This window comes from Streptomyces sp. NPDC005302, assembly GCF_040607345.1.
Lineage (GTDB): Bacteria > Actinomycetota > Actinomycetes > Streptomycetales > Streptomycetaceae > Streptomyces.
The window spans coordinates 112,751-131,095 of the sequence record NZ_JBEXGN010000023.1 but is presented as its reverse complement, the minus strand read 5'-3'; the positions used below and the strand labels follow the sequence as shown (position 1 = coordinate 131,095).

13 protein-coding genes and 1 pseudogene are annotated in these 18,345 nt (G+C 71.6%); 6 read left to right on the top strand and 8 right to left on the bottom strand.

The window, feature by feature from the left end; genetic code table 11:
- Window positions 1-234 precede the first annotated feature (234 nt).
- Window positions 235-806 (bottom strand): annotated as a pseudogene (locus ABZT74_RS28500) (GNAT family N-acetyltransferase).
- Window positions 807-1,077: 271 nt separating this feature from the next.
- Here ABZT74_RS28500 and ABZT74_RS28495 point away from each other — a divergent pair.
- Complete coding sequence (locus ABZT74_RS28495; RefSeq protein ID WP_356439335.1) at window positions 1,078-1,548, top strand: TIGR03618 family F420-dependent PPOX class oxidoreductase; 471 nt, start codon at window positions 1,078-1,080, stop codon at window positions 1,546-1,548.
- Window positions 1,549-1,897: 349 nt separating this feature from the next.
- Complete coding sequence (locus tag ABZT74_RS28490) at window positions 1,898-2,326, top strand: hypothetical protein (protein WP_356439330.1); 429 nt, start codon at window positions 1,898-1,900, stop codon at window positions 2,324-2,326.
- A gap of 357 nt (window positions 2,327-2,683) precedes the next feature.
- Here the strand turns inward: ABZT74_RS28490 and ABZT74_RS28485 are convergent, their stop codons facing one another.
- Window positions 2,684-3,364 carry a ScbR family autoregulator-binding transcription factor gene (locus ABZT74_RS28485; RefSeq protein WP_356439327.1) on the bottom strand — a complete coding sequence of 227 codons (681 nt, stop codon included), beginning with the start codon at window positions 3,362-3,364 and terminating at the stop codon, window positions 2,684-2,686.
- Window positions 3,365-4,338: 974 nt separating this feature from the next.
- Window positions 4,339-5,322, bottom strand: coding sequence for a ScbA/BarX family gamma-butyrolactone biosynthesis protein (locus ABZT74_RS28480; RefSeq protein ID WP_356439324.1), 984 nt, complete (start codon window positions 5,320-5,322; stop codon window positions 4,339-4,341).
- Between the two features lie 512 nt (window positions 5,323-5,834).
- Here ABZT74_RS28480 and ABZT74_RS28475 point away from each other — a divergent pair.
- Window positions 5,835-6,848 carry a TetR/AcrR family transcriptional regulator gene (locus ABZT74_RS28475; RefSeq protein WP_356439321.1) on the top strand — a complete coding sequence of 338 codons (1,014 nt, stop codon included), beginning with the start codon at window positions 5,835-5,837 and terminating at the stop codon, window positions 6,846-6,848.
- 796 nt (window positions 6,849-7,644) lie between these two features.
- On the opposite strand, the gene ABZT74_RS28470 is transcribed toward ABZT74_RS28475, so the two are convergent.
- Window positions 7,645-8,265: a ScbR family autoregulator-binding transcription factor gene (locus tag ABZT74_RS28470; protein WP_356439318.1), complete on the bottom strand. Its 621-nt coding sequence runs from the start codon at window positions 8,263-8,265 to the stop codon at window positions 7,645-7,647.
- A gap of 1,431 nt (window positions 8,266-9,696) precedes the next feature.
- On the opposite strand from ABZT74_RS28470, the gene ABZT74_RS28465 reads away from it, so the two are divergent.
- Window positions 9,697-10,581 carry an AfsR/SARP family transcriptional regulator gene (locus tag ABZT74_RS28465; protein ID WP_356439315.1) on the top strand — a complete coding sequence of 295 codons (885 nt, stop codon included), beginning with the start codon at window positions 9,697-9,699 and terminating at the stop codon, window positions 10,579-10,581.
- 478 nt (window positions 10,582-11,059) lie between these two features.
- On the opposite strand, the gene ABZT74_RS28460 is transcribed toward ABZT74_RS28465, so the two are convergent.
- The 3 genes from ABZT74_RS28460 to ABZT74_RS28450 form a co-directional block, all read right to left on the bottom strand.
- Window positions 11,060-11,530 carry a hypothetical protein gene (locus ABZT74_RS28460; protein ID WP_356439312.1) on the bottom strand — a complete coding sequence of 157 codons (471 nt, stop codon included), beginning with the start codon at window positions 11,528-11,530 and terminating at the stop codon, window positions 11,060-11,062.
- A 78-nt stretch (window positions 11,531-11,608) separates the two neighbouring features.
- Window positions 11,609-12,823, bottom strand: coding sequence for a BTAD domain-containing putative transcriptional regulator (locus tag ABZT74_RS28455; protein ID WP_356439310.1), 1,215 nt, complete (start codon window positions 12,821-12,823; stop codon window positions 11,609-11,611).
- A 344-nt stretch (window positions 12,824-13,167) separates the two neighbouring features.
- Window positions 13,168-14,364, bottom strand: a complete 1,197-nt coding sequence (locus ABZT74_RS28450; protein ID WP_356439308.1) for a thioesterase domain-containing protein — start codon at window positions 14,362-14,364, stop codon at window positions 13,168-13,170.
- Between the two features lie 509 nt (window positions 14,365-14,873).
- On the opposite strand from ABZT74_RS28450, the gene ABZT74_RS28445 reads away from it, so the two are divergent.
- The gene (locus ABZT74_RS28445) at window positions 14,874-15,695 is read left to right on the top strand and encodes an AfsR/SARP family transcriptional regulator (RefSeq protein WP_356439306.1); all 822 of its coding nucleotides are present in this window, start codon (window positions 14,874-14,876) and stop codon (window positions 15,693-15,695) included.
- Between the two features lie 287 nt (window positions 15,696-15,982).
- Entirely contained in the window at window positions 15,983-16,864 is an 882-nt protein-coding gene (locus ABZT74_RS28440) for a TIGR03621 family F420-dependent LLM class oxidoreductase (protein ID WP_356439303.1), read from the top strand.
- Window positions 16,865-17,125: 261 nt separating this feature from the next.
- Here the strand turns inward: ABZT74_RS28440 and ABZT74_RS28435 are convergent, their stop codons facing one another.
- Window positions 17,126-18,295, bottom strand: coding sequence for an SRPBCC family protein (locus tag ABZT74_RS28435; protein WP_356439300.1), 1,170 nt, complete (start codon window positions 18,293-18,295; stop codon window positions 17,126-17,128).
- Window positions 18,296-18,345 lie beyond the last annotated feature (50 nt).

The following is an 18,345-nucleotide window of genomic DNA, read 5'->3' as shown; positions in this document are numbered from 1 at the left end:
GCGCCCACGCAAACACTCAGGCAGCAGCGGCCGGACGAACTCCCACTCCTCATCGGACAGTTCATGGCGACGTATCACCCAACCATGATCCACCACTCAAGATCTTTTGAAGACACGACCTAGCACGGTTGTCGGTGGGTTGGTCGGGGGTGTCTTCAGCTGGTGGGCGCTGGTGATCGGGGTTCCGGTCTCATTGGTAGGCCGGGGGCGGCGTCTGGCGTGGGGGGTGGGGGTTCAGTGGGTGGGAGTGGGTTGGGGTGATGGTTGCCAGTCTCGTTTGATGAGTCCGTAGATCCATGTGTCGGAGACGTCGCTGTTTGCGATGCAGTTTTCTCGGAGTGTTCCTTCGTGTGTGAAGCCGAGTTTTTCCAGTACGCGGGCGGATGCGGTGTTGCGTGTGTCGGTTTCGGCTTGGACGCGGTTGAGGTCGAGTGTGTGGAATGCCCATTGCAGTACGGCGTGTGCGGTCTCGGTGGCGTAGCCGTGGCCCCACGCGTTTTTGTTGTAGCAGTAGCCGAGTGAGGCGCTGCGGTGGTCCGGGTTCCATCCGTTGAGGCTGCACCAGCCGATGAATGCTCCGTCGGTGAGGCGGTCGACGGCCAGTCGCGTCCCGGTGCCTTGCTGTGCCATCTGCCGGCAATCGGTAATGAACTTCTGGGCGCGCACGTGTTCGGTCCAGGGTGGTGAGTCCCAGTAGCGCAGGACGTAGGCGCTGCTGTGCAGCGTGAAGAGGTCGTTCGCGTCCGCTTCTGCGAAGGGGCGCAGTCGGAGGCGAGGGGTGTGGGGGTGGGCAGGGAAGTGCTCATGTTCCGTCCCGTGATGGGTGGCCGTCCAATGAGACATCTGATGCCGGTCAGTCGCAACGAGGTTTCTGGGCGGGGTGGGTGGAGTGCTGGGTCTGCTCATCGGCACGATGGAGTGTCTGGGAAACCCCAGCGGCGGACCGCCCCGGCTCTGTATCCATCACATCTGGCGGCGCGTGGTGAGGGACGCTGAGTGGATCGTGGCGGATCAGGTGCAGCGGGCAGCGGGCAGCGGGTGTGGAATATGGGGGAGATGGCAGGGGTTGTTTGCGGCATGACTCAAGGACCTGCGCCTCGTTCTCTGTCCGATGAAGCACTTTCTGCTGTGCTTGCGGGGCAGCGGTTCGGGACTCTTGCGACGGTGAAGCGGAGTGGGTATCCGCATGTGACGACGATGCTCTATTCCTGGGATGCCGAGGCTCGCATCGTGCGGTTGTCCACCACGTCTGATCGAGTCAAGGTCGAGCATTTGCGTCGTAACCCGCGCGCGGCGCTGCATGCGCAGGGTGGCGATGTTTGGTCGTTTGCCGTGGCTGAGGGGGCGGCTGAGGTTTCCGGGATGACGGTGGTTCCCGGTGATGCGGTGGGGCGGGAGTTGCTTGCGATGGTTCCGTCGGTTGCGAGGCCGGAGGACGAGGATGCGTTCTTCGAGCAGTTGGTTGAGGAGCGCAGAGTCGTTATTCGGCTGCGGGTGGAGCGTCTGTACGGGACGGCCTTGGACGTCAAGGGTCAAGAGGGTGTCTGAGCCGGGTAGTTGGTGTTGTGGGCCAGCAACTGCGCTCTCAGCGGGTCCGTGCGGCTGTGGACCGCTGACAGTTTCTGGTCTCGGAGGCTACCCTGCGGGTACTGACGTGGGCCGGCGGGGGAACATGAACAGGCTTCTCGCACGTGTTGTGTCCGGCGCGCTGCTGTTCCCGGCGGTGGCTTGTGCCGCGGGGGGTGGTCCGTCGGGGGTGGGACCGTCACCGGGTGTCTCCTCGACGCGTTCGGCGTCGCCGCGGGCCGCTACGGCCGACCGGGGCCACGTGGTTGACGCGTCCGGAGCCAACCTCACGGCACACCTGTCCATTGAGGACCGTCCGGGCCCGGAGGGGATGTCCACTGCCGCTGTCGGCGGGAGCGCCGCCGCGTTTGTCTGGGAGTCCGCCGATGGGCGTTTCTGCTCGGGTTCGGCTGCCACGGCGGGCGGGTTCAGCTCGATGTCGTGTCTTCCCGACAGTGGCGACACGGCGTTGTCGGTCCATCCCGCGCTCGTTGCGTTGCTCGGTACGTACACGTTCGCCGAGGTCCATGTGTTCGGCGCGGACCGTGAGGTCGTCAGGTCGGTGACGTGCAACGGCAGACCGGTCACGGTCCGCCGGCTGCCGCCCGTCCTGGGCGGTCGGCGTGCCCTCTACGCCTTCGACCTCTCGGAACCGACGGCCGGACGAGTCACCGTCACCGTCGCCCGCGGTCGTGCCACGGCCACGGAACACATAGAGCTGATGGGCGGAAGCTTCCAGCACGAGGCGTCCTGCCGCTGACGCGGGGCGAGTGCGTTGCCACGGAGATCGACGGGGAAGCGGCTGAGCGTGGTGCGGCTACTCCGGTTCTTCGCTCGCGTGGTCCGTGGCTTCGGGCTGAGGGCACGCGCCGGTGTTTTGACGGGTGCCGGCTTGGGCGTTGGTCGGGCTTTTCTGCTGCTCTGGTGTGTTGTCTTCGCCGGGGTATGTGTCTGTGTCGTCGTGCGGCGCAGAGTCCGGCGTGCAGCGACTCACCTGTATCAACTCGGTATTGCGGTCGGTACCGATGAACCGTCTCAGCTTTCTTCGGCGCCTGGTGGTTGTGGCATGCCTGGGCGCTGGGCGGTTGTGGTAGGGCGGGTGGGGGGTGGTTGTGGGTCAGGCGGGTGTGGTGGTCGGTGTGTCGGGGGTGGTGTTGTGGAGTTGTTCGATTTCGGTGTAGGTGGTTTTGCCGCGTTGGGGGGTGAGGTCGAGGGTGGTGAGGATGGGTGGGTGGATGATGTTGGGGAGGGTGTGGGTGAGGAGGGTGGTGGTGCGGTGGTCGAGGTCGGTGTAGTTGGTGATGGCTTGGGACATGGCTTGGATGCCGGCGTAGGCGCCGACGAGGAGGTCGGCGGTGTCGGTGGGGTTGATGTGGGGGAGGAGTTCTCCTTGTTGTTTGGCTTGGGTGAGGAGGGTGGTCATGCCGTGGCTCCATTCTTGGAAGCTGGTGCCGCGGTCGAGTTCGGTTGCTTGTTGGTCCATGGCGAGGCGGACGCCGGCGCGGACCATGGGGTCTTTTTGGAGGCGGTAGGTCTGGAGGAGGACGGTGTCGACGACTTCTTGGGTTTTGCAGGTGCGGGGTGGGACGGTGCCCATGTGGCGGCCTTGGGCGGCCATGACGCCGTAGGCGAGGTCTTCTTTGGATTGGAAGTGGAAGTAGAGGGCGCCTTTGGTGACGCCGGCGGTGGTGAGGATGTCGGTGATGGTGGCGGCTTGGTAGCCGCGTTCTTCGAAGACTGATGCTGCGGCGACGAGGATGGTGTGTCGGGTGCGGATGGCGCGGTCTTGTTTGGCCATGGGGTGTCGCCTTCGGGTGTGTGGTGCCTGGGGAGGCGCGTAAAAAAAACCGTCAAGTTCGTATCTTAGCGGCTTGGTGGTGGGGTGTCGTGGGGTCGTGGGGGGTGTGGTCGCGGTGGTGGGGGCGGGGGGTGGGCTTGGTTGGTGCTGGTTTGGTTCGAGTGTGGCCATTTTGTGCAGTTTTATGCGTAGGGGTGGGCTTTTCGCGGTGGCGGTGACCTGCTCCTGCTCCTGCTCCTGCTCCTGCTCCTGATCTCGCTTCTGCTCGTGCGCGGCTGTAGGGCTGTTGTGCCGGGAGCCGGGTGGTCGGGGTGGGTTCGGTGTGCTCCGGGTGTGGTGTGTGCTGGGGCCGGTTGGGCGTGAACTGCTCTGCCTGGTATCGGTGTTCGGGGCGGAGCAGGCACGCCGGGTGTGGGTGCGGCTGCGGGTGCGGGTGGGGGCGTCTGTCTGTTGGTCGGGTCGGGCTCGGTGTGGCGGGGGTCCTGTCCTGGGCGGTGCCTGCGGTGCCTGCGGTGCCTGCGGTGCACGGGGTGCGTGGGGTGTGTGGGGGACGGCGGAGGCCCGGCGCTGGGGTTCAGGTGTGGGACCTGTCCTGTGCCGGGCCTGGGGTGTTGCGGGGAGGGGTGCCGTGCTGGTCTGTTTCTGGACCGTTCTGGCGGGTGGGGCTGTCGCGGAGTCGGAGTCGGTGTCCGGGACCGGTGCGGGGCCGGTGTCCGGGCCGTTGGGTGAGTGAGAGCCGGTGGCTCGAGTCCTGTGGGGCTGGGGCTGGGGCCGGTGGCGGAGGTTGCTGGGGCTGGAGTTCGGGGTGGGTCGTGTATCGCCCTCGTCCTGCCCTTGTCCAGCCCTTGTCCTGCTTCGTCCTCGTCCTCGTCCTCGTCCGCGTTCTCGTTCTGCTCTGTTCTGCTCGGCTCTGTTGCGTGTGCTGCTTGTGTTCTGTGCGGCTTGGCCCTGTTGGGGTGGGGTGGGGGTGGGGTTTAGAGGGGGGTGGTGGTGAGGGTGGTGTGGAACATTTCTTTGCCGTTCTGGGTGCCGGTGATTTTGGTGTGGTGGCCGTGGGGGGTGGGGGCGAGGGGTTCGGCGTGGATGTGGCAGGGGGTGTCGAGTTCGACGTAGTGGTGGTAGGTGCTGTGGATGTGGGTGGGGATGAGGGGGGTGGTGTGGGGGGTTGCGGCGATGGCGGCCTGGCGGGCGGCTTCGGCGAGGAGCATGCCGGGGGCGTGGTCGACGGGGTGGTCGAAGAGGACGGGGTGGCGGGTGTCGATGCGTAGTTGCCAGGTGTTGGGGGTGGTGGTGGGGGAGAGGACGACGTCGGTGGGGGAGAGGCGTCCGACGCTTTGCGGGGGCAGGGGGGCGGTGAGGGGGGTGTGGAGGTGGCCGTGGTTGCCGCGCAGGCGGCGGTAGGCCTGGGGGGTGATGCAGGTGTAGGTGAAGCTGCCGGTGGCGACGGTGTCGCCGTGGCGGCGGATGACGGCGTCGTAGCGGGCGGCGGTGTGGGTGGTGCCGCGGGTGCGGATGTCGTGGAAGGTGACGTCGATGTCGAGGTCGGCGGGGGTGGCGCCGACGTGCAGGTGGGCGGGGTCGACCTGCAGGTGGAAGGTGCGCATGAGGAACTGGTGGCCGATGGGCACGCCGAACTCGGCGTGGGGGAGGAAGGCTCCGACCTGCCTGATCGTTTCTGCGGCGAGCAGGGGGTCGTGGTGGGTTCCTGCGAGGGGGGTGTAGAAGCTGTGGCTGCGGGGCCACTGGGCGGTGACCTGGAAGCGGTTGTCGGCCAGGCGGGTGTGGCCGGTGAGCAGGACTTCGGCGAGTGCGGCCCGGTGGACGAATTCCTTGGGCACCGTGCAGGTGAGCCGCATCGTGGTGGGTGCGGCGGGCGCGGGCCTGGCATCCTGCGGCGGTCGGCCGGCGGGTATGCGGTGCGAGGTGCCTGGTGCGGGGTGGAACGTGTTCGTGGACATGTCTGATCCCCCTGGATGGCAACGAGATGATGCGCCGGACCGGGCCGAGCGCCTCAGGTGCCTCAACATACAGACCAACCGGTTTAGTTTCTAGCGTTGAAGGTGCACTGCCCGCTGGCGTGAAATGGAGCGTTTCCTTCCGGCCGGTGGGGCCGGAACGGGTGCCGGGCTGGCTCAACGCTAGCGCGGGCGGGGTGGCGGGCGGGTGCTCCTTTCCGGTCTCGTGGGCCGGCTGCCTGCTGATGGGCAACGCCCGGGGGGTGCGGGGGTGTCGGGGGAGTGGCGGCCCGGGGTCTGCGCCGCGGGCTGCTTGGGGGCGGTCCGGGGCTGGGCGGGGCCGGGGGGTGTGCGGGGGTGTGTGCCCGTTTCTTTCGGGGGTGGTGCGGGGTTGGGGGTGGAGGGGGTCTGTAGGGGGTTGTTGGGCGGCCTCGAGCGGTTCTCGAGGACGAGGCCCGATGATCTTTGTGTCGCGTGTATGCGCGGCCCCCTCCCAGTGCATCGGCGGAGCCGTGATGACCCGACAGGAACGCGCAGTGCGCACCCGTGAGGCACTCATCGAGGCGGCCGCGCAGCTCTTCGACCGGGACGGCTACGAGGTCACGTCACTGGCGGCCGTCACGGCGAAGGCACAGGTCAGCGCCGGCGCCCTGTACTTCCACTTCGCCACCAAGGCCGACCTGGCCGACGCGGTCACCCACGCCGCCCTGTCACGGTTGCGGCGGATCATCGACGCACGGACAGCGACCCGCCCGGACGCTGACGGGCACGTGGACGCCCACAGCCACGGACACAGCCACGGACACGGACACGGACACGGGGGCGGGGACGGTCACGGTCACGGGGGCGGCCACGAAGACGAGGGTGCGGACGGGGGTGGGGGTGCGGTCGCGCGGGCGACGCGGGGTGCGAAGGGTGAGCGCGTCGCGGGTTCCGGATCACCGGCCTTCGAACCGGCTCCCTCTCCAGTCTCCGGGCCGGCTCCCTCCCCGGTGTCCGTGCCGGGGGCCGTACCGGTTTCTGGTGGGGGTGGGGGGCCGGTCGGGGTGGGGGAGCTGCAGCAGTTGATCGACACCACGCATCTGTTGGTGCGTGGTCTTTCCCGCGATGTGGTGCTGCGTGCCGGTTTCGGCCTGGACGGTGCGTGGGGCGAGCGGCCGGTGGGTGAACACGCGGCGGAGCAGGGGCCCGTGGGGCGGGGAAGTGCCGGGCGGCGTATGGGGGGTGAGGGCCCGCCGGGCGGGTGGCCGCATGTGGGTGGTGGCCTGCGGGGGGTGTGGAGCGGCTGGGTGCACGAGGTGCTGAGTGTGGCCGGGGCGCGGGGTGTGCTTGCTTCGGGGGTGTCGGCGCGGGACGCGGCGGTGGTGGTGGTGGCGGCGACGGTCGGCTTCGAAGTGCTGGGCGCGCAGGATCCGGTATGGCTGGCACCGGATCCCCTGACCGGCTTCTGGACGCTGGTGCTGCCCGCCCTCGTTCCGCCCCCGGTCCGCAGGGTCCTGCAGGCGGGCGGCTCGACAGCAGGGCACTGACCCCGCCCCCCGGTGGGCGGGCGGTGGTGGTGACCGCCGCCGCCTCCCGTCCGGCGCGGGAGAAGCCGGCAGCGGGGCGCGCTGACAACTCTGGCCCCCCGAGGGGATGTTCGGTGACGGCGCGCTGCCTCCTCCCGGCTGGGGGGCAGGGGACTGGGGATTGGGTGGTGGCGGCATGGGCGGCGGGGGTGTGCGCAGACATCTGGCCCGGGGTGGTCGCGGCAGGGGTGTGCCTGCGCCCGGGAGCGGCCGGGCGGTGCGGCAACCCCACCGTCGCACCGCAGCGATGTGAGCGGTGGCGTGACGGCCCCACCGCGCTGCTCCTGCCCCACCCTCCGCCGCCCGCCGCCCGCCGCCCGCCGCCCACCCTCCGCCGCCCGCCGCCCGCCGCCCGCCGCCCGCCGTCCGCCGTCCGCCGTCCGCCGCCCGCCGTCCGCCGTCCGCCCTCCGCCGTCCGCCGTCCGCGGCGCGTCGGCCGCGGTACGTCGGGCTGTGCCGCGGGCGGCTTGCGGCGGCTGGTGTGCGCCTGCCCCTGTACCGCGGGCAGCGGGGCGGTGATGCGCCAGCTGCCCCGGGAGAGCTGGGCGGTGATGCGCTTGTCGGCCCCCCACCCGCCGCCTGCCCCGTCCCAGCGCTCCTGTCCCGCCCCGCTCCGCCCCAGCCCCCGCGCCTGTTCCTGTCCCGCCGCCCCGCTGCGCTGCGGTCCCGCGGCCCTGCGGCCTCGCGGCACGTCGGGCTGCGCCGTGTCGTGTCGTGTCGTGACGGGACGGGGTGCGGGTTGGTGGGTGGTGGTGTGTCAGGCGGTGCGTGTGCGGAGGTCGCTCTGCAGTGTGGTCAGTGCTTCGGGCCGGGCCAGGCAGGGCAGCAGGAAGTGCCAGAACCGGGTCAGTGCGGCGGGGGAGAGCCACCCGGGGTCGGTGCCGGCCAGGGCCTCGATGCCGGTGGTCGCCGCCGTGACCGCGAGGGCGACGTCATGGGCCCGCACGTGCTCGGCGAGCAGGTGCTGCGCTTCGGCCTCGGCGAGTTGCCGGCTCACCCAGGCGTGCCATTCGGCGCGCAGGTCCGCTCCTGTGCGGTGCTGCGCGTGGCAGCTGAGGTGGAAACCCGCCCGCGCCACGACGTCGGCCTGCAGTAGTCCGGCCAGCGCGTGTGAGGCGGCGGTGAGGCGCTGCAGCGGGTTCATGCCCGGCAGTTGTGCCGCGTGGGCCGCGCGCCGCAGGGCGGCGGCCGCGGTGGCCTCGACGGTGGCGGCCACCGCGGCCTTGTTGGGGAAGTGGAAGTGCAGGGCGCCCGCGCTCACCCCGGCCCGGGAGCTGATCTCCGCGAGCTTCGCCTGGACGTAGCCGCGGCTCTCGAACGTCTCGGCCGCGGAGCGGATGAGCGCGTCACGGGTGCGTACGGCACGTTGCTGCTTCATGCGGGGAACTCCTCGGGGAAGGCTGCTGCACGGTGCAGGTAACTATAAAACCAGCGTGGCGGTTTCTTTGCTGGAAAGGAAGAGGGCGGCCGGTTCACACCGGACCGCTCCCGCAGGAACCACATCCCCCAATGTGCTGCGCCGGCCATGATCCCAGAGAGCCCGCCGGCCGGAACCTCGGCGGGTCACCCGGCCCCGGCAGAACCGGCCACGGACGGACCGGCTGTTGGTCCGGCCTCCCCCTTTCCGGCCGGATCACCCGCCCCGGCCGCTACCCGGCTCCGCCCCGCACCCCGGTCACGCCGGGCCTTTGCACCCCCCGCCCGTGCCTCCGGCGCGGCCGTGACGCCGGCTGCACCGCGTCGAGGGGCCGTTAAGAACGCGTCAAGACCAACTCGCCGGTCTCACGGCCGAGTTGCGGCAAAAGCGCAGCATGTTCTTTGCAGCCCCACGACCACCACCACGCCTTGCCCCCGCCCCCCCGGGCACCCCCGCCCGCTGCGGTGTCGCCTGCCGCGAGCGCCGTCGCCGCCGACGCCATGCCCACAGCCACCGACGCCACCGTCGTGGCTGGACGGCCAGGCCGGCGGAACCCGCGCCGCTGCGCCCGGGACTCCGCGTCCGCAAGCCCGGTGCCCGGGGCATGCCGGCCTGGGCGGCCCGGGCCTCGGACGCCACGTCAAAAGCCCGACCGCGCCGCGAGGACGGGCAACTGGCCGAACGCCGGACGCGGAACGGGCAGCGCCCCGCCGCCGGCCACCGGTCGCCCGCCACCCGTCAGCTCCACTGTTGGGTCGTTGGGTCGTTGGGTCGTTGGGTCGTGCGGGGTGCGGGGTGCGGGGCGCGGGGCGTGAGGTGTGCAGGGGTTCCGGCGTTGAGGGTGGTGGTCGGCGGGCGTGGATGGACTTGCCTGCTGACGGGGACGTGGTCGGGCCAGTCTGCCCCCCGGGGCAAGGGATGTTGGCGCACGAGACGCGAACGCGATACGTGCCCATCCCCGGGTCCTGTCTCGCTGCTCGCGGTGATTCCTGTCCAGCGGCCGGAGTTGGAGGTACAGATCCGGTCCTCCAGGCGGACGGGCGGGTGTGTAGGCGGCGGTCGGGATGGTGTGCGGTGGAGTGTTGGGGTGGTGTCGAGCCCGATCCCCTAACAGACCGTATTGGCTGTTTACCTGGGCGTCCGGAGTTCTTGGATCCCTCGAGAACTGCCGGACAACGGCGGGGTTTTCGCCTCGCTTTGTCCGTGATCGTGCTGATGGTGAGGGGGTTTGTGGCGCTTGGGGGCCAGTCCCTCGCGGCTTTAGGGGTGCTCGAGGAACGGATGGGAGCGTAAAGAAACAGCACAGCCGGTCTGGTATTGACAAACCGGAGTGCTGGTTTTTTACTGGGGTTGCCTGGAGATGCAGGCCACACACGAGCAGGGGGATACGGCGTGGATATCGATGTTCTGGGTCCGTTGGGTGTGCGGGTGAACGGGGTCGCGGTGATGCCGACGGCGCCCAAGCCGCGCAAGGTGCTCGCGTTGCTGGCGTTGCATGTGGACCGGGTGCTGCCGGTCGGCCTGCTGATCGAGGAGTTGTGGGGGCAGCGGCCGCCGCGTTCGGCGCGGACCACGCTGCAGACCTACATCCTGCAGTTGCGGGAGCTGATCGGAGCGGCCCTTCAGACGGGCGCGGCCTCTTGTGCGGACCTGCAACCCGCCGGGCAGGACGGTGTGTCGGTGTCGGCGAAGGATGTGCTGGTGACGGCGCCGGGCGGCTATCTGCTGCGAGGCGGCGGCGGTTCCAGCGACGTCCAGAAGTTCGAGCGGCTCGCGGGGATGGGCTACCGGGCCATGGACGCGGAGGACTTCGCGGGCGCGGCCCGGCTGCTGCGTGAGGCGCTGGCCCTGTGGAGCGGTTCGGCGCTCGCGGACGTGCAGAGCGGCGCGCAGCTGGAGATGGAGGTCCGCCGGCTGGAGGAGACCCGGCTGTGCGCCCTGTACCAGCGCATCGAGGCGGACCTGCGGCTGGGCCGGCACCGTGAACTGCTGGGCGAGCTGACGGTGCTGGTGAGCCGCTACCGCACGCACGAGAACCTGCACGGCCAGTTCATGCTGGCCCTGCACCGCTCGGGGCGCCGGGGCGAGGCATTGAGCGTGTACCAGCGACTGCGTCAGGCCCTGGTCCGCGATCTGGGCCTGGAGCCCTCCGCGGGACTGCGCCGGCTGCAACGGGCCATCCTGGAAACCTCCGAGACCCCCGTCCCCGCCGTCCACGTCCTGCGGTCCGAAGCCCTCACCGCCGCCTCACGCGACCGCCTGGTCCGCGTCGACTGACCCGTGCCACCGCTCCCTTGACCCGTGCCACCGCTCCTTGGCTCCCGCCCGCCCGCGTGCTCGCCCGCGCGCGTGCTTGCCTGCTCGCCTGTACCGAACGCCTTCGCCCCGCCCGAATCCGGCAGGCCGCCCACGGCCCCGGAGCCGGCCGGGGCGTGGCGCTGCCCGGGCCCTCAGCACCGGTAGCGCACACGCCGGCGCGTGGTCCTGGCCCCGCTCGAAGCCCTGCGGGCCGCAGGCCAGAGGGGCGAACTCCTGCGCCGTGGCGGGCAGCCTCTTCCCGTACGGGCATCCCGGCGTCCGGGCCCGGGGCGTCAACCACCAGGTCGAGCAGGTCCTCCTGCCGGCCCGCCGGCCTGCCGGTCTGCGGAGCACGGCTGAACGGGACCGAGCCGGCATTCGCAGACCTCGCGCCCATGGGCCCGCAACGGACACCGGCCACCGCGGCCACCCCGAGCGGAATGCCGCGATCAGCCCCTCACATGCCGGGCGGGAGAGCCCTGCCGAGGCGAAGCCGCCCGTCGCCCGCGGCTCTTCCATCCCGCGGCTGGACCCAGGACGTGACCCCGGCCGTCCGGCACGCGACGCCGGCCCGCGCTACAACTGAACGAGCCTCGGCGACGAAGGGATCCGAGACGGATCCGTACCGCAGGACCACCTGCGCCGGACGCAACGGCAGGCCACGCACAGCAGGTTCCATGACGGCGAAGAGCGCGTCGGCATCAGGGCCGTAGGCGAAGAGTGTCACCTCGCCGCCGCCGAACTCGTTGCCGTCGAACTCACCGGCACCGGCTTCTTCGATCGCCTCGCTCACGAGGCTCTGGGCCGCGCGGACAGCAGCGCGATCGCCCGGCTCGCCGAACCCGTCGCCCGTCAGCCGATACCGCGCGATCACCGCCTGCTCGACACATCCCTCCGCACCGCCACCGCCGTCAGCCGCATGAGTCATGCCGGAGCGATCCCACCCCCACCGGCATCAGCGGACTCCCCGTCCAAGGACCGAAGTCCCAGGACCCGAGCCGTGCCGCTAGCGTGCCGCGGCCTGCTCCCGCTGGACCCGTCTGAGCAAGTCCTGCTGCTCGCGCGCCAGTTCCTCGATCCGGACCCGCAACTGCGCCAACTCCCCGGCCAGAGCGGCAGAACCCGCCGGACCGCTCCAGCCGCTCAGTTCAGCCACCCCGCGCAGCTCAGCCAACCCATCCAGGCCTGCCACCCCGCCCCAGCCGCCCAGCTCAGTCACCCTGCCCAGCTCAGCCAACCCGTCCAGGCCTGCCAACCCGTCCAGTCCGGCCGGCTCCGGCGGCCATGCGGCCTCCGAGCAATCCGCCGGTCCTGAACAACCCCCCGGGGGCGGAGAACCCGCCGGGTACGCAGTTCCCGTAGACCCCGTAGACCTTGGAGTGCTTGTGCGGTGTGGGGTGCCGGGAGTGCCCTCCGGGTCCGCAAGGACGGTAGTGGTGGGGGAGTTTGTGGGGTGGGGGTGTGGGGGTGGGGTCAGGGTGGGGGAGTGGTTGAGGATCGCTTCCAGGCGGGCGCGTAGGGCCGGGCCGGGTTCGATGCCCAGGGTGGTGATCAGGTGGCGGCGGGCGCGTTCGTAGACGCCGAGGGCCTCGGCCTGCCGGCCGCCCCGGTACAGGGCGAGCATGAGCAGGTCGTAGAACCGTTCGCGCAACGGGTGGTCGGCGCTCAGGCGTTCCAGGGAGGCGGTGATCTCGATGGAGCGCCCGCACTGCAGGCTCGCCTCGTAGAGGGCTTCCAGCGCGGTCAGGCGCCCCTCCTCGAGGCGGTCGGCCTCCGCTGTGCACAGCGGACCGTAGCGGCTGTCCTGCAGGGCCGGGCCCCGCCACAGTGACAGGGCCCGGCGCAGGAGCTGCACGGCCTGGCCGGGATCGTGGGGCAGCGCGGCGCGGCCCTGGCCGGACAGGCGGGTGAAGCGGGCCACGTCGGTCGAGGCATGGCCCGGGGCCAGCAGGTAACCGGTGGGCAGGGTACTGATCCACCCATGGCCCGGCGCGGGCAGCAGACGGCGCAGCCGGGCGACGTGGGCCTGCAGGGCGTTGGGCGCGTTCGCGGGCGGCGTGCTGCCCCACAACTCCTCCACCAGACGGTCCACGGACAGCAGTTGACCCGCGTGCAGGACCAAAGTGGCCAGCAGGGCCCGCTGTTTGGGACCACTCGGCGCGATGACCCCGCCCGCCGTGTCGCACACGCTGACCGGGCCCAGCAGCCGGAACTCGCTCACCGTCCCCCGCACCCCACCCCCCGCGCGCCCGCCGGCCACGACACCCGATCCACCGCCCCGCCCGTGACCGTGCCCCGCCCGGACCCCCACCGCGCCGCCCCGACCCGCCGGACCGTCGTCCCCCACCGGGCCGCCCGCCGCACCGCCCCGCCCGTACCCGGCCTTCAAGCCCACCGGGCCGCCGTGACCATGCCCGTGCCCGTGCCCGTGACCGGCCGGAGCGCCGGTGGGGCCGTCATGCCCTGGACGGACGCCTGCCGGACCGCTACGCGCGGCGGGGGGATTCGTCGGATCACCGGGTGCGGCCGGGGTGTTCACGGTGGCGCCGGGTCCGGCGGGGGTGTTCACGAGGTCACCGCGGAGGGGGCGCGGGAGTGCAGCAGGGCGCGGCGCACGTCGTCCTGGATGTGCCGGGCGACGTCGGGCAGGCAGTCCTGGAAGTAGAAGTGTCCGCCGTCGAACAGGCGTATCCCCAGGAAGGGTTCACAGGTCCGCGCCCAGCCGCCGAGCAGGTGGGGCGCGGCCACCTGGTCGCGGCGGCCGCCGAACACCGACAGCGGCACCGGCAGCGGGGCAGCCGGCGGCCGGGGGCGCCAGGTCTCGTTGATCCGCAGATCCGCGCGGATGACCGGCGCGAACAGGTCCCACAACTGCGGATGGGCCAGTACCTCCGGCGGGGTGCCACCCATCGCCGCCAACTGGCACCGAAGTTCCGCATCCGACAGCAGATGCCGCCCCCCACCCCCCACAGGACTCACGGTCTCCGGCACCCCCTCACCGCCCCGCCCGGCCTCACCGCTCCCGGCCGGGCACCCTCTCTCCCCGCTCCCGCCCGGCCGCCCTCTCTCCGCGCTCCCGTCGTCCCGCCGGGCCTTGGTGCGCCCTGCGTCCTGGGTGCTGCCCGAGATGCGTGCTCCGTCCGAGACCCGCCTCTGCCGCGTCGTCACCTCGGTGCCCGCCGCGGATGCCGTGTCCGGCGCGTACGCGGTGCCCGAGGCGGCCGTCGTCCTCGCAGCGCCGGCCCCGAACGGCGCGTACGCAGTGCCGGCCGCGAACGGCGCATCCGTTGCGGGCGCCGTTCCTGCCGTGCCTGCCATGCCTGCCATGCCTGCCATGCCTGCCGTGCCGGTTCTGCCGGTGGCGTTCGGTGCGGCGGCGCCGCCGTGAGGGTGGGGTTGGGGGACGGCGGGGAAGGGGTCGCGGGCCGAGATGCCGAGCCACAGGGGCGGGGTGCGGCCCTCGTCGATCAGGCGGCGGGTCAGTTCGTAGGCGACCATGGCGCCCAGACTGTGTCCGAAGAACGCGAAACGCCCGCTCATCGTGGCGTCAAGCGTGTGCCGGTAGTGGTCGACGAGGGCGGTGGCGTCGTGCAGCGCGGGGCGTCCGTCCCGGGGGCCGCGGCCCGGCGCGTCGGGGAGATGGACCTGCCAGCCGGCCGGGAAACACGCCGGCCAGTCCCGGTAGGCCAGATGCGAGCCACCGGCGTGGTGGAACACGAACAGCCGCACCTGCGGTTCCTGCGGCTCCTGCGTCCTGTGCATGGCCACTCCATCGACGAGTCACTCGAAGCGGCCCCGGCCGATGACCGGGGCCCGCACACGGCGCCCGGCGGCGGCGCCCTGTGCGGCGGGCCGGGGAATGCGGACGATAGCCGCACCCCGCCCCCGGCGGGCGCCACCACCAGCGGTTTTCGAACCGGCCTGCACGCCTTCTCAAGTCCCCTGAACCGTCCCCGGCCCGCCTGCCGGCCCGCCCGCGGTACGGCCGCGGCCCGTCCGCGCCCCGCCCCTTGACCCGCCCGCCGTCAACCCTCCTTCCGCCCGAGGTCGGCCCGTGGCCCGTCCGCGGGCCACCTCTTGGATCCGTCCGCCGTCCGTGGGGGGTCCGTGTGTGTGACGGCGGGTTGCGGGGTGTGTGTAGAGGGCTGCTTGAGGTCGGGTCCAGCAATCCGGGCGGCGGCCGAAAACGGGTCTAGCGTGCCGAAGGCCAAGGCCGCCCCCTGACGGGGCAACGGCACGGCCGCCACTCGATGGAGTACGGGGAGGAAACCGTGGAGATCCAGGTTCTGGGGCCCTTGAGCGCCACCGTCAACGGTGTCTCGATCGTGCCCACCGCGAGCAAGCCGCGTCAGCTCCTTGCCCTGTTCGCGTTCTATCCCGGCCGGATCGTGCCGGTGGCCACCCTCATGGAAGAGCTGTGGGGCACCGACATGCCGCAGAGCGCCATGACCACCCTGCAGACCTACGTCCTGCAGCTGCGCCGCCACCTGGGCACCGCCATGGGACCCGACGCCCCCGGCAACGCCAAGGAGGTCCTGGCCACCCGGCACGGCGGATACGTCCTGCAGATCCCCGCCGACGCCGTCGACCTGCACCGCTACGAGCAACTCGTCGCCGGCGGACAGCGCGCCTTCGAACAGGGCGAGGACGGCCAGGCCGCCACCCTCCTGCGCGGCGCCCTGGACATGTGGGACGGGCCCGCCCTGGTCGACGTACGCGCCGGATCCATCCTCTCCATCGAGATCATGCGGCTCAAGGAATCCCGCCTGGTCACCGTCGAGCGGCGCATCGACGCCGACCTGCGCCTGGGCCGGCACGGCGAACTCATCGCCGAACTCGCCGACCTGATAGCCCGTCACCCCCAGCACGAGGGCCTGCACTCCCAGGCGATGGTCGCCCTCTACCGCTCCGGACGGCAGGCCACCGCCCTGGACGTGTACCGCAGACTGCGCAAACAGCTCATCGACGAACTCGGCGTGGAGCCCTCACCGCAACTGCAGCGCCTGCACCAGATGATGCTCACCGTCGACCCCGCCCTGGACGTGACCGCCGGCGCCCGCCGCACCTCCACCTTCGACCTCTACGCCGCCTGACCCGCCACCAGCACGGCACCAGCACCCGGGCGCCGGGCATACCTCCGAGCCCACCCGCCGGCAGGCCAAAGCGGCGTCCGCGAAGGCCCGTTGACGAGACGGGCGCTGAGGTAGGGTCACCGCGGCGGCACAGCCGCCGCAGCACCGGCCGGCAGCCGGCACGCGAGCAGCCGAGCAGGTGAGCGAGCAGACCTGCGGACGGCAGGCGGACGGCGGGCAGCACGTGCGAGCAGGCAGGCACGCATGTGACGAGCAGGGCAGGCGGAACGATTTTCGGGGGGCGGGACATGACCAGGCCGTTTCGTTTCGGCGTGAACATGTTGAAACCGGCAGCGGGCGCGCAGTGGCGGGAACGATGCCGGCGCGCCGAACTGCTCGGCTACGACGTCATCCTGGTCCCCGACCATCTGGGCATGGTCTCCCCGTTCCCGGCCATGACGGCCGCGGCGGACGCCACCGAACGCCCCCGGATCGGCACCTTCGTGCTGAACGCCGGCTTCTGGAACCCCGCACTGCTGGCCCGGGACGTGGCCACCACCGACGCCCTGACCGGCGGGCGTCTGGAGATCGGCCTCGGCGCCGGCTACGCGCAGGCCGAACACGAGCGCGCCCGCATCGAGTTCCTCGCGCCCGGTGGCCGCATCGACCTCCTGCGGCACACCGTCGGCGAACTCGACCGCCTGCTGAGCGATCCCGCGCACACCCCGCCCGCCGTCCAGCGCCCCCGGCCCCCGCTGCTCATCGGCGGCAACGGCGACCGGCTGCTGCGCCTGATGGCCCAGCACGCCGACATCGCCGCCTTCACCGCGACCGCCGGCTACGAGAAGGGCATCCTCAACGCCCTGACCCCCGCCCAGCTCGACGAACGCGTCGCCGCCTACGAACGCTTCGCCGCCCACCGCCCCGTTCCCGCCGAACGGAACCTGCTGGTGCATCACGTCGAGATCACCGACGACCGGCGGGCCGCCGCGGACCGGCTCCCCAAGATCCACCCAGAGATGTCGCAGGAAGACCGTCTCACCCTGCCGGTGATGCTGTTCGGCACCGTCAAACAGATCGCCGAGCAACTACGCGAACAACGCGAACGCTTCGGCCTGTCCTACATCGTGGTCCTCGACAACGCCATGGACACCTTCGCCCCCGTGCTCGAAGAACTCACCGGCGCCTGACCCGCCCCCCGCCGCGCGTCACCCGGCACGAGTCACCCGGCACGAGTCATGCACCGCGGGTCACCCGGCACGAGTCAGGCACCGGTCACTCGCCACGCACCCGGCACGCGTCACGCACGTGCCCCTCGCCACGGGTCACCCGGCACGGGTCAGGCACGGGCCCCTCGCCACGGGTCACCGCCACGAGTCACGCTCGGCCCCCCCGGCACGGGTCACGCACCCGTCGCAGGAGAGCCCCCGGGCCCCAACAGGCCTGTCCCGCTAGCGTCGTGGCAGTGCCCGTACCGCCGACTCGGCGTGCCGCCCGGCCTGTTCGAGGATCGCCCGAGACGCGAGCCCGATGGCTTCGCGCACCCCGCCGCCGCTTCCCGGCGCGGGCCCCTGCCCGGCAGACCGCTCCTGTCCCCGCCCGCTTGGCGGGACCGGATCCGGCCTCTGGCGCCCACGCGACTCCCCGGCCCCGGCGAGAACGTGGGCCGCTCCGTCCTCGGACCGTCCCGCGTTGCCCTGGGACCAGGGTTGCGTGCTCCCCCGGGACGGTTGAGCGTCTGCGCCGGACGATCGTGTGTTCTCCCGGCCCGGCGTGGCGGGTCCGCCGTCCGGCAGGGCGTCTTGGTCGAGGAGCACCGTGTGTTCGGCGATCACGCGGACACCGTGTTCGTCGGGCAGGACCGACCACTCCCCGGTGTGCGCGGCGACGGGCGCCCAGGGCGTGGTCTGCTTGTAGACGATGCGCCCGGCGTGGGGGAAGCACAGCCGCAGCGAGCTCGTGGCGCGTTCCGTCCGGTCGGGCAGCCGCAGACGGTAGTTGACGGCCTGGATCCCGGGGGACACCTCGCTCACCTCGACGTGCCGGACCTGCGGTACGCGGCCGGCCCAGTCGGCGGCCCGGTAGAGGAAGTCGTAGACGACCTCGCCCGGCCCCGCGACCCGCAGCGACTCCTGGAACGTCAGCACCCGTTGCCGCGAGCCGCCACTGCCCTGCGCGATCCGGCGCACGCCCCGCAGCGCACTGCGGGCGCTGTCCTTGACGGCGAGAGCGGCCCGGGCCGCCTCGGCGCCCTCGGGGTCACCGGCGACGGTGAACTCGTGCAGCACGCTCACCACACTGCGCCCGCCCGACCTCTCCTCAACGGTCCACTGCCCGGCCATCGACGTGAACGGCGCCTCGCCGCGCAACCGCCAGAACTCGATACGCCGCTCGCCCGGGTGGGCCACCCGCGCCCACAGCGAGCAGCGCACACCACCGCCCGAGTCCTCCCACACCCGCAGCCGCTCCCGGTCCCCGTCGGCGTCCATACGCTCCACATGCAGGACCTCCGGACTGTACAGCGGCCCGCGCACGGCGTTCGCGAGCAGGGCGTAGACCGCCTCGGCCGGCGCGGCCACCTCGGCCGAGTACACGAGGCGCCGCACACGCTCACCAGACATCAAAGACACCTCCACCGTCATTTCCCGCTCCGCACACCCAAGGACAGGGA

What these genes read in the sequence shown, in the direction of transcription:
- ABZT74_RS28490 (WP_356439330.1), top strand. Translation starts at nt 1,898, where the DNA reads ATGTCCACTGCCGCTGTCGGCGGGAGCGCCGCCGCGTTTGTCTGGGAG.
- ABZT74_RS28480 (WP_356439324.1), bottom strand. Translation starts at nt 5,322, where the DNA reads ATGTCCACGAACACGTTCCACCCCGCACCAGGCACCTCGCACCGCATA.
- ABZT74_RS28435 (WP_356439300.1), bottom strand. Translation starts at nt 18,295, where the DNA reads ATGTCTGGTGAGCGTGTGCGGCGCCTCGTGTACTCGGCCGAGGTGGCC.
- ABZT74_RS28450 (WP_356439308.1), bottom strand. Translation starts at nt 14,364, where the DNA reads ATGCACAGGACGCAGGAGCCGCAGGAACCGCAGGTGCGGCTGTTCGTG.
- ABZT74_RS28470 (WP_356439318.1), bottom strand. Translation starts at nt 8,265, where the DNA reads ATGAAGCAGCAACGTGCCGTACGCACCCGTGACGCGCTCATCCGCTCC.
- ABZT74_RS28475 (WP_356439321.1), top strand. Translation starts at nt 5,835, where the DNA reads ATGACCCGACAGGAACGCGCAGTGCGCACCCGTGAGGCACTCATCGAG.
- ABZT74_RS28460 (WP_356439312.1), bottom strand. Translation starts at nt 11,530, where the DNA reads ATGACTCATGCGGCTGACGGCGGTGGCGGTGCGGAGGGATGTGTCGAG.
- ABZT74_RS28440 (WP_356439303.1), top strand. Translation starts at nt 15,983, where the DNA reads ATGACCAGGCCGTTTCGTTTCGGCGTGAACATGTTGAAACCGGCAGCG.
- ABZT74_RS28485 (WP_356439327.1), bottom strand. Translation starts at nt 3,364, where the DNA reads ATGGCCAAACAAGACCGCGCCATCCGCACCCGACACACCATCCTCGTC.
- ABZT74_RS28495 (WP_356439335.1), top strand. Translation starts at nt 1,078, where the DNA reads ATGACTCAAGGACCTGCGCCTCGTTCTCTGTCCGATGAAGCACTTTCT.